General features: G+C 70.5%; 6 protein-coding genes and 1 pseudogene. All 7 read left to right on the top strand.

The window, feature by feature from the left end; all coding sequences use genetic code 11:
- A partial coding sequence (locus B4E30_RS14290; RefSeq protein ID WP_286795765.1) for a DEAD/DEAH box helicase occupies window positions 1-2,112 on the top strand: 2,112 nt, incomplete at its 5' end.
- Between the two features lie 208 nt (window positions 2,113-2,320).
- Complete coding sequence (locus tag B4E30_RS14285; protein WP_286795763.1) at window positions 2,321-2,860, top strand: DUF1697 domain-containing protein; 540 nt, start codon at window positions 2,321-2,323, stop codon at window positions 2,858-2,860.
- Window positions 2,861-3,045: 185 nt separating this feature from the next.
- A complete protein-coding gene (gene recQ / locus B4E30_RS14280; RefSeq protein ID WP_286795760.1) occupies window positions 3,046-5,019 on the top strand; it encodes a DNA helicase RecQ in 1,974 nt (657 codons plus the stop codon).
- Window positions 5,020-5,083: 64 nt separating this feature from the next.
- Complete coding sequence (locus tag B4E30_RS14275; RefSeq protein ID WP_286795758.1) at window positions 5,084-6,859, top strand: glycoside hydrolase family 3 protein; 1,776 nt, start codon at window positions 5,084-5,086, stop codon at window positions 6,857-6,859.
- Between the two features lie 177 nt (window positions 6,860-7,036).
- Window positions 7,037-9,151: an acyl-CoA dehydrogenase gene (locus tag B4E30_RS14270; RefSeq protein WP_286795756.1), complete on the top strand. Its 2,115-nt coding sequence runs from the start codon at window positions 7,037-7,039 to the stop codon at window positions 9,149-9,151.
- Between the two features lie 36 nt (window positions 9,152-9,187).
- A complete protein-coding gene (locus tag B4E30_RS14265; RefSeq protein ID WP_286795753.1) occupies window positions 9,188-9,760 on the top strand; it encodes a DNA-3-methyladenine glycosylase I in 573 nt (190 codons plus the stop codon).
- Between the two features lie 60 nt (window positions 9,761-9,820).
- Window positions 9,821-11,094, top strand: a pseudogene (locus B4E30_RS14260) (excinuclease ABC subunit UvrA); the annotation flags it as partial.

Here is an 11,094-nt window from a genome sequence, read left to right as displayed (position 1 = left end):
GCGGACGCCGACATCGACCAGGTCGTGATGGACGAGTTCCACTACTACGGCGATCCCGACCGCGGCTGGGCGTGGCAGATCCCGCTGCTGCTGCTCCCCCGCGCGCAGTTCCTTCTCATGTCGGCCACCCTCGGCGACGTCACCGACCTCGCCGCCGACCTGGAGCGGCGCACCGGGCGCCCGGTCGCGCGGGTGACCGGAGCCGTGCGGCCGGTGCCGCTGCACCACTCCTATGAGCGCGTCCCCGCCCACGAGCTCGTCACGAGGCTCCTCGACGAGCGCGAGGCCCCGATCTACATCGTGCACTTCTCGCAGGCGGCCGCGGTCGAGCGTGCGCAGGCGCTGTCGAGCGTCAAGGTCATCACGCGCGAGCAGCGGGATGCGATCGCCGACGCCATCGGAGGGTTCCGCTTCACGACGGGGTTCGGCAAGACCCTGTCGCGGCTCGTGCGCGCCGGCATCGGCGTGCACCACGCCGGCATGCTGCCGCGCTACCGACGCCTGGTCGAGACGCTCGCCCAGCGCGGACTGCTGCGCGTCATCTGCGGCACCGACACGCTCGGCGTCGGCATCAACGTGCCGATCCGCACCGTGGTCATCACCGCGCTGGCGAAGTTCGACGGCACCAAGATGCGTCAGCTCAGCGCGCGGGAGTTCCACCAGGTCGCCGGGCGCGCGGGGCGCGCGGGCTACGACCCCTACGGCAACGTCGTGGTGATGGCCCCCGACTGGGAGATCGAGAACGAGGCGGCGCTGCGCAAGGCCGGCGACGACCCCGCCAAGCGCAAGAAGATCGTGCGCAAGAAGGCGCCGACCGGGGTCGTCAACTGGGGCCTCGGGTCTTTCGAGAGACTGGTCGAAGCCGAGCCGGAGCCGCTCACCTCGCATTTGCAGCTGACGGCGGCGATGCTCATCAACGTGATCGGACGCGGCGGCGACGTGTTCGGGAACATCCGCTCGCTCGTCTTCGACAACCACGAGGCGCCGGCCCGTCGCTACGCTCTCGCGCGGCGCGCCCTCGCGATCTTCCGCACCCTCGTGGCGGCCGGCATCGTGCAGGTCGACCGCGAGGATGCCGCCGCACCGCGCATCCGGCTCACCGTCGATCTGCAGCCGAACTTCGCCCTCAACCAGCCCCTGTCGCCCTTCGCACTCGCCGCCATCGGCCTTCTCGACCCGGACGACGCACCGGGCGCGGCCGGCACGGGACACTACGCCCTCGACGTCGTGAGTGTCATCGAGGCGACGCTCGACGATCCGCGGGCGATCCTGTCGCAGCAGGAGTACAAGGCGCGCGGCGAGGCGGTCGGCGCGATGAAGGCCGAGGGGATCGAGTACGAGGAGCGCATGGAGCTGCTCGAGGAGGTCACCTACCCGAAGCCGCTCGCCGAGCTGCTGGGCGAGGCGTTCGAGACGTTCGCGTCGAGCCAGCCCTGGGTGCGCGATTTCGAGCTCGCCCCCAAGTCGGTCGTGCGCGACATGTTCGAGCGTGCGCTGTCGTTCGGCGAGTTCGTCTCGCTGTACCAGCTGGGCCGCAGCGAGGGTCTCGTGCTGCGCTACCTCAGCGACGCCTACCGGGCCATCACCCAGACGGTGCCGATGGATGCCCGCACCGACGCGCTGCTCGATGTCATCGAGTGGCTCGGCGAGCTCGTGCGACAGGTCGATTCGAGCCTCGTCGACGAGTGGGAGGCGCTGGTGAACCCCGCCGCCGATCCGGAGGCGCCCGTCGTGCCGCCCGCGCCCCCGTCGGTGCTGGATAACCGTCGCGCGTTCGTGGTGCTGGTGCGCAACGAGCTCTTCCGCCGCGTGCAGCTGGCGGCGCTGCAGCGCGACGACCATTTGGTCGAGCTCGATCCCGACGTCGGCTGGCCGGATGTGCTCGACCGCTACTTCGCCGAGCACGACGAGCTGCTCACCGGCGGCTCGGCGCGGTCGCCGCGCCTCGTGTCGATCGACGAGCAGCCCGCCGAGGGGGTGTGGCGCATCGAGCAGACCCTCGACGACCCCGCCGGCCACCACGACTGGCGCATCCGCGCCCACGTCGACCTCGCCGCCTCCGAGGAGGCGGGTTCGGCCGTGGTGATCGTCGACGAGGTGCTCCGCCTCTAGCCCCGTCCCGCCCCGTCCCGGCCCGCCCCGCCCCGCCCTCCCGCCCTCCCGCCCCCTCCCGTCTGGGCCTCGCCCCGTCCCGCCCCCCTCCCGTTTCGGTTCGACTGTCACCGGATGCCGGAATCAGCGCCGGTGGCGACATCCCGTGACAGGTGAATGCGACGTGTGCCCGCTCGCGGCCGGGTGAGCGCAGTGCCAGAGTGGACGAGTGACGACGTACCTGGCGTTCCTTCGCGCGGTGAACCTCGGCGCGACGCGGAAGTTTCCGAAGGATGCGCTGCGCGCCGCCGTCGAGTCGTGCGGCTTCGAAGAGGTCGCCACGCACGGCAACACCGGCAACGTGCGCTTCGCGTCGGGGATGCGCTCACGGCCGCGCATCGAGGTGCAGCTCGAGCGCGCCTTCCTGGCGGACCGGGGTTTCGAGGTGCCGACGATCGTCTTCACCGCCGCCGAATTCGCCGCGACCGCGGCCGAGGCGGCGAGGCTGTCGGCCGAGAACCCCGGGTTGGCGCGTCACTACGTCTACCTGCTCAAAGACGAGCTCGACACCGCTCAGCTCGAGGCCGTGGCCGCCGCGGCTTCCGACCGCGGCCGGATGGTGGTTCACGGCCGGGCCGCGCACGCCCTCCTCGAACCCGGGTACGAAGACGGCGTGGTGGATCCGCTCGGCGCGGCGAAGCATCTCGGCGTCGGCACCAACCGCAACGCGACGGTCATCGCGAAGCTCGCCGCCCTCTGGCCCGCCTAATCCGCGCACCCTCCGGCGCGCTCGGCGTTCACAACTCCTCACATCCAGCGCCGCGGTGCCGCGAATCGGAGGATTCGGCCGGTTGCCGACGCCTGGTTGAGGAGTTGTGAACGAGCGGGAGCGTGCACCCGCCCCGGCTGTCCACAGCCTCGGCGCACGTCGGATGCCGCGGCTACCCTGGTCGGGTGAGTGATCCGCAGGCCGACCCGTACGCCGCGTGGGATCCCGACGCCTTCGCCCCGCCACCCGACGACGAGTTCGCCCCGCCGCCGGAGGAGGAGTGGATGCCGCCGCCCGAGCCCGAGGCGACGGTCGCGGCATCCGCGCACCGGGACTTCACCGGCGCCGATCCCGCCGCGGTGCTGCACGAGGTCTACGGCTACGACGCGTTCCGCGGTGAACAGGGCGACATCGTCTCGCGCGTGATCGGCGGCGGCGACGCGGTCGTGCTGATGCCCACCGGTGGCGGAAAGAGCGTCTGCTACCAGGTGCCCGCGCTCGTGCGGCCGGGAACGGGCCTGGTCGTCTCGCCCCTCATCGCCCTCATGCACGACCAGGTGGATGCCCTCGTGGCCAACGGGGTGGCTGCGGCCTACCTGAACTCCACGCAGACCCCGGCCGAGCGGTCGGCCGTCGAGCAGGCGTATCTGCGGGGCGCCCTGGATCTCCTCTACATCGCCCCGGAGCGCCTGTCGCTGCCGCAGACGACGGCCTTCCTGCAGCGCGGCCGCCTCAGCGTGATCGCGGTCGACGAGGCGCACTGCGTCAGTCAGTGGGGCCATGACTTCCGCCCGGACTATCTGGCCCTCGGCGACCTCGACGAGCGCTTCCCGGGCGTTCCGCGCATCGCGCTGACGGCGACGGCCACCCCCGCGACCCACCGCGAGCTCACCGAGCGCCTGCGGCTTCCGCAGGCCCGCCATTTCGTCTCCAGCTTCGACCGGCCGAACATCCAGTACCGCATCGAGCCGAAGGTCGACCCGCGCCGCCAGCTCGTGACCTTCATCCGCTCCCAGCCGGAGGGGGCCGCGGGCATCGTCTACGCCCTCAGCCGCAAGTCGGTCGAGCAGACCGCGGCGTACCTCGCCGGCCAGGGGATCGACGCGCTGCCGTATCACGCCGGCCTCGACGCGTCGGTGCGGTCGGCCAATCAGTCGCGCTTCCTGCGCGAGGACGGCGTGGTCATGGTCGCGACGATCGCCTTCGGCATGGGCATCGACAAGCCCGATGTGAGGTTCGTCGCCCACATCGACCTCCCGAAGTCGGTCGAGGGCTACTACCAGGAGACCGGCCGCGCCGGCCGTGACGGCGACCCCGCGATCGTGTGGATGGCGTATGGGCTCGGCGACGTGGTGCAGCAGCGGCGCATGATCGACCAGTCGCCCGGCGACCGCACCTACCGCATGCGACTCGGACAGCATCTCGACGCGATGCTCGCGCTGTGCGAGACGGTCGGATGCCGCCGGCAGAATCTGCTCGGCTACTTCGGTCAGGAGTCGCAGCCGTGCGGCAACTGCGACACGTGCCTCACGCCCCCGGAGACCTGGGACGGACTGGTGGCGTCGCAGAAGTTCCTCTCGACCGTGGTGCGGCTGCAGCGCGAGCGCGGCCAGGCGTTCGGGGCGGGGCACCTCATCGACATCCTGCGCGGCGCGTCGACCGACCGCATCCGCCAGCAGGGGCACGACCGGCTCGCCACGTACGGCATCGGCGACGACCTCAGCGATCAGGACTGGCGCAGCGTCGTGCGCCAGCTGCTCGCGCGCGGCATCCTCGTGGCGCAGGGCGAGTACGGCACCCTCGCGCTGGGAGACCCGGCCGCCGCGGTGCTGCGCGGCGAGGCTCTGGTGCCGCTGCGGCGGGATGTGCTCGGTCGCGGCGGATCGGGCGGCGGGTCGCGGCGGCGCACCTCCGCTGCGTCCGACGCGCTCGCCGACGGCGACCGCGGCCTCTTCGAAGCGCTGCGGGCGTGGCGCGCGGGCGTGGCACGCGAGATCGGCAAGCCGGCCTACGTGGTGTTCAACGATGCGACGCTGCGAGCGCTCGCCGAGCACCGCCCGGTCAGCATGGCCGACCTCGACGGCATCACCGGCATCGGCGCGACCAAGCGCGACGCCTATGGCGAGGCCGTGCTCGAGGTCGTCGCCGCCGAGGGGTGACCGCGAATATCGAGTGATGTTCGGTTTATCCTGGTGAGACGACCCGCACGAAGGAGTGGTGACCGTGGCTGCCGAGACCGAACGCCCGTGGCTGAACGCCGACCTGCCCGTCGAGGAGCGCGTCGAGCTGCTCCTTTCGGCGATGACCGTGGCCGAGAAGGCAGGACTCTTCTTCCACACGATGATCGCCATCGGCGACCTCGACGAGGACAATCCCGCGTTCGGCCTGCCGGCACCGCGAGAGCTGGTGGCCGGGCGCCACATGTCCCACTTCAACCTGCTCGGCGCCGCGCCGACGGGACGGCAGATGGCCGAGTGGCACAACGCGCTCCAGGAACTCGCCGCGTCGACCCATCTCGGCATTCCGGTGACGCTGTCCACCGACCCGCGCCACTCCTTCAGCGACAACCCGGGTGCGGCGATCATGGCGGGGCCCTTCTCGCAGTGGCCCGAGACGATGGGGCTCGCCGCGATCGGCGACGAGGAGCTGGTCGAACGGTTCGCCGACATCGCGCGGCAGGAGTACACGGCCGTCGGCTTGCGTGTCGCCCTCCATCCGCAGGTCGACCTCGCGACCGAGCCGCGCTGGGCTCGACAGACCGCGACGTTCGGTGAGGACGCCGATCTCGCCGGCCGCATGGGCGCCGCCTACATCCGCGGCTTCCAGGGAGAGGCCTTGGGGGTCGGCTCCGTCTCGACGATGACCAAGCACTTCCCCGGCGGCGGACCGCAGAAGGACGGCGAGGATCCGCACTTCGCCTACGGCCGCGAGCAGGTCTACCCCGGCGGCATGTTCGAACACCACCTGAAGCCGTTCGAGGACGCCTTCCAGGCGGGCACGCGCCAGGTCATGCCGTACTACGGCATGCCGGTCGGCACGGAGCACGAGGAGGTCGGCTTCGGTTTTAACCGGTCGGTCATCACCGGCCTGCTCCGTGAGCGGTACGGCTTCGACGGCCTGGTGTGCACCGACTGGGGTCTCATCACCGACGCCGAGATCCTCGGCACCCCGTTCCCGGCTCGCGCGTGGGGCGTCGAGCACCTCACGCCGTCGGAGCGGATGATGAGGGTGCTGGATGCCGGGGTCGACCAGTTCGGCGGCGAGACGTGCACGGCGCTGCTCGTCGAGCTCGTCGCCGCGGGCGAGGTCGCCGAGGAGCGGCTGGATGTCTCCGCGCGCCGCATCCTGCGTGAGAAGTTCGAGCTCGGCCTGTTCGAGCAGCCCTTCGTCGACGTCGCCGCCGCAGACGAGATCGTCGGCCGGGCCGACTTCCGCGCGGCCGGGGAAGCCGCCCAGCGCGCGGCGATCACGCTGCTCGCCGACAGCGGTGTGCTGCCGCTGCCCACCGGCCGCCGCCTGTACGTCGAGGGCGTCGACCCGGAGATCGCCGCGCGCTACGGCACCGTGGTCGCCACGCCCGCCGAGGCCGACGTGGCGGTGCTTCGCCTCCACGCGCCGTTCGAGGAGCGCGGGTCGACCTTCGAGAACTTCTTCCACGCGGGCTCCCTCGCCTTCCCCGACGACGTCATCGCCCACGTCCGCGAGGTCGCGCAGGCGGTGCCGACGGTGGTGGATGTGCTCCTCGACCGCCCCGCGATCCTCACGCCGATCGTCGAGGATGTCGCCGCCCTCACCGCCAACTGGGGTGCGAGCGGCGCGGCGCTGTTCGACGTGCTGACGGGAGTCGCCGAGCCCCAGGGGCGACTGCCGTTCGATCTGCCGCGCTCGATGGCGGCCGTCGAACGCTCCCGCCCCGACGTGCCCTTCGACACCGTCGATCCCCTGTTCCGGTTCGGCCACGGACTCTCGATCGCGCTGGTCGTCGCGGCTGAGGGCTGACCGCCCGGGTCGCAGGATCGCGCAGGTGTGGGGCGCGCACAATCGTCACGGGTGACCTCGGGCGGTGTCGTTGTGTGGATGCTGCAAGGGGTTTGCCGCATGATTGTGGGACACCTACTGTCAATGGTGTCCGCATCCGATGCGGGCGCCACCCCTCCGACGCCGAAAGGTGATGTCATGGCAGACGTTGCTGTCCGTTCGTCCACGCCCGCAGAAGACAAACGCACACCCGAGGGCGGTGCGCCGACCGCGCCGCACACCGCGGACGAAGCCCACGAGGCACGGATCGACGTGCCGGCCGTCACCAACGCGCTGCTGGGAACGTGGCGCGAGACGCGCCGGGAGGTGCGCGAGCTGATCAAGCACCCGGTGTTCTGGCAGGAGCCGGGTCAGTCCATGGCGGAGCACCGAGCACGCGTGCTGGAGCAGCTGCACCTCCTCGTCGACAACGACGGCTCGCGACGGGCCTTCCCCACCGAGTACGGCGGCCTCGAAGACAACGGTGCGAACCTCGCCGGGTTCGAAGAGCTCGTGCTCGCCGACCCGAGCCTGCAGATCAAGTCCGGCGTGCAGTGGGGCCTGTTCGGCTCCGCGGTCTACCAGCTGGGCACCAAGAAGCACCACGACCTGTGGCTCCGCGACATCATCAGCCTCGATCTGCCCGGCGCGTTCGCGATGACCGAGACCGGCCACGGCTCCGACGTCGCCGCCATCGGCACCACCGCGACCTACGACCCCGAGACCAAGGAATTCGTCATCCACACGCCGTTCCGCGGGGCGTGGAAGGACTACCTCGGCAACGCCGCGCTGCACGGCAAGGCCGCCACCGTCTTCGCCCAGCTGATCACCGGCGGCGTGAACTACGGCGTGCACTGCTTCTTCGTTCCGCTGCGCGACGACGAGGGCGCGTTCCTCCCCGGCATCGGCGGAGAGGACGACGGCGTCAAGGGTGGGCTCAACGGCATCGACAACGGCCGGCTGCACTTCGACAACGTGCGCGTGCCGCGCGAGAACCTGCTCAATCGGTATGGCGACGTCGCGCCCGACGGCAGCTACACCTCCGACATCGACAGCCCCGGTCGTCGCTTCTTCACGATGCTCGGCGCCCTGGTCCAGGGCCGCGTGTCCCTCGACGGTGCCGCCACGACCGCGACCGCCCTGGCGCTGAACATCGCGATCACCTACGCCAACCAGCGGCGTCAGTTCGACTCCGGCGCCGGAACCGACGAGGTCGTGCTGCTCGATTACGCCAAGCACCAGCGCCGGCTGCTGCCGCGCCTGGCGCAGGTCTACGCCCAGTTCTTCTCGCACGACGAGCTGCTGAAGAAGTTCGACGGCGTCTTCTCGGGTCGCACCGACACCCCCGACGAGCGCGAAGACCTCGAGACGCTCGCCGCCGCCCTGAAGCCCCTGTCGACGTGGAACGCGCTGGACACCATCCAGGAGAGCCGGGAGGCGTGCGGCGGCCAGGGGTTCCTCGCCGAGAACCGCATGGTCGACCTGCACCACGACCTCGACGTCTACGTCACCTTCGAAGGTGACAACAACGTGCTCCTGCAGCTGGTCGGCAAGCGCCTGCTCGGCGATTTCGCCAAGCAGTTCAAGGGTGCGGATGCCGCCACGCTCGCCCGCTTCGCGGTCGGCCAGACCGCCGGCAAGGTGTTCCACGGCGCCGGACTCCGCCAGCTCGGACAGGCGGTCACCGACTTCGGCTCGACCGCCCGCTCGGTGGAGCTCGGGCTGCGGGGCGACCACCAGCAGGAGCTGCTCACCGACCGCGTGCAGCAGATGATCGCCGACATCGCCGGCCGACTGCGCCCGGCATCCAAGCTGCCGGCCGACGAGGCCGCGGCGCTGTTCAACGAGAACCAGTCGCAGCTGATCGAGGCTGCCCGCGCGCACGGCGAGCTGCTGCAGTGGGAGGCGTTCACCGACGCGGTCAACAAGACCGCCGATGCGGGCACGAAGCAGGTGCTCACGTGGCTTCGCGATCTCTTCGGACTGTCGCTGATCGAGCGCCACCTCGCGTGGTATCTCATCAACGGCCGCCTGTCCGCGCAGCGCGCGAGCGCCGTCTCGCGCTACATCGATCGGTTGAGCGCGCGCCTGCGTCCGCATGCGCAGGATCTCGTCGACGCGTTCGGGTTCGCCCCCGAGCACGTGCGCGCCCCGATCGCCTCGGGCGCCGAGCAGGAGCGACAGGATGCCGCCGCCGCCCACTTCGCCGCCGAGCGCGCATCCGGCACCGCCCCCGTGTCCGAGAAGTCGCTGCAGAAGAAGAACAAGAAGTAGCCCGGCACTGTCGCACCCCGAGGCGATACTGGTGGCGTGGCGGAGAGTGTGCGTACCGGTGAAGACGGCGTCGTGCGGTGCGGGTGGATCGGCGACGATCCCGAGTACCAGCGCTATCACGACGAGGAGTGGGGCCGGCCGCTGCGCGGCGACCGGCCGCTCTTCGAGAAGATGAGCCTGGAGGGGTTCCAGGCGGGCCTGTCGTGGATCACCATCCTGCGCAAGCGGCCGCGCTTCCGCGAGGTCTTCGCCGGCTTCGACCCGGTGGCGGTGGCGGCGTTCGACGGCGACGACGTGGAACGCCTGATGGCCGACCCCGGCATCATCCGGAACCGCGCGAAGATCCTCGCGACGATCTCGAACGCGGCGATCGTCCGCGACATGGCCGAGGGAGAGCTCGATTCCCTGATGTGGTCGTTCGCGCCGCCTCCGCGTCCTCGCCCGCGGACCTTCGACGAGGTGCCGGCGACCACGCCGGCGTCCGACGCGCTCAGCCGTGAGCTGCGGCGCCGGGGCTTCCGCTTCGTCGGCCCGACCACGATGTACGCGCTGATGCAGTCGGCCGGCATGGTCGACGACCACGTCGAGGGATGCTTCCTGGCGGCGTGATCCGCGACGCGCCGTGTCGGCCACATGCGCCACACTGAGGGGGTACCGGGAGGAGCCCGCATGTCCGAGGTCGACGCCACACCGCACATCGCCGACTCCCACGACGTGATCCGCGTCGTCGGAGCGCGGGAGAACAACCTCAAGAACGTCTCGGTCGAGATCCCCAAGCGACGTCTGACGGTGTTCACCGGCGTGAGCGGCTCGGGCAAGTCCTCCCTGGTCTTCGCGACGATCGCGAACGAGTCGCAGCGACTCATCAACGAGACCTACCCGACGTTCGTCCAGCAGTTCATGGGACAGCTCAGTCGCCCCGAGGTCGACGCGCTCGAGAACGTCAGCCCCGCGATCATCGTCGACCAGGAGCGCATGGGGTCGAACTCCCGGTCGACCGTCGGCACGGCCACCGACGTGCACGCGATGCTCCGTCTGCTGTTCAGCCGTCTCGGCACCCCGCACGTCGGCTCGCCGCAGGCGTTCTCCTTCAACGTCCCTTCGGTCTCCGGCGCGGGGGCGGTCACCGTGCAGGTCGGCAAGGACAAGGGCAAGAAGGAACGCCGCTCGTTCGAGATCACCGGCGGGATGTGCCCGGACTGCGAGGGGCTGGGTGAGGTCAGCGACATCGACCTCGACGAACTGTTCGACCGCACCAAGTCCCTGCAGGACGGCGCGATCACCGTTCCCGGATACACCGTCGACGGATGGATGGTGAAGGCCTTCACCGAGTCCGGCTTCGTCGACCCGGCCACGCCCATCCAGGACTACACCGAGACCGAACGGCACGACTTCCTCTACAAGGAGCCGACGAAGGTCAAGGTCGGCGGCATCAACCTCACCTACGAGGGGCTCGTGCCCAAGATCACCAAGTCGATGCTGCAGAAGGACCGCGATGCGCTGCAGCCGCACGTGCGCGCGTTCGTCGAGCGCGCCGTGAAGTTCAGCGCCTGCGCGGCCTGCGGCGGCACCCGTCTGAACGAGGGGGCGCGGTCGTCACGGATCGGCGACGTCAACATCGCCGAGGCGGCGGCGATGCAGATCACCGACCTCGCCGCCTGGCTGCGGACGATCGACGATCCCGCCGTCGCGCCGCTGCTGTCCTCGCTGCGTCAGACGGTCGACTCGTTCGTCGACATCGGCCTCGGCTACCTCTCGCTCGACCGGTCGTCGGGAACGCTGTCGGGCGGGGAGGCGCAGCGCACGAAGATGATCCGTCACCTCGGCTCGTCGCTCACCGACATCACCTACGTGTTCGACGAGCCGACGGCCGGACTGCACCCGCACGACATCGCCCGCACGAACCGGCTGCTGCGTCAGCTGCGCGACAAGGGGAACACCGT

This window comes from Microbacterium sp. UBA3394, from assembly GCF_002358725.1.
GTDB classification, from domain to species: domain Bacteria; phylum Actinomycetota; class Actinomycetes; order Actinomycetales; family Microbacteriaceae; genus Microbacterium; species Microbacterium luteum.
This window is presented reverse-complemented; position numbering and strand designations above follow the sequence as displayed.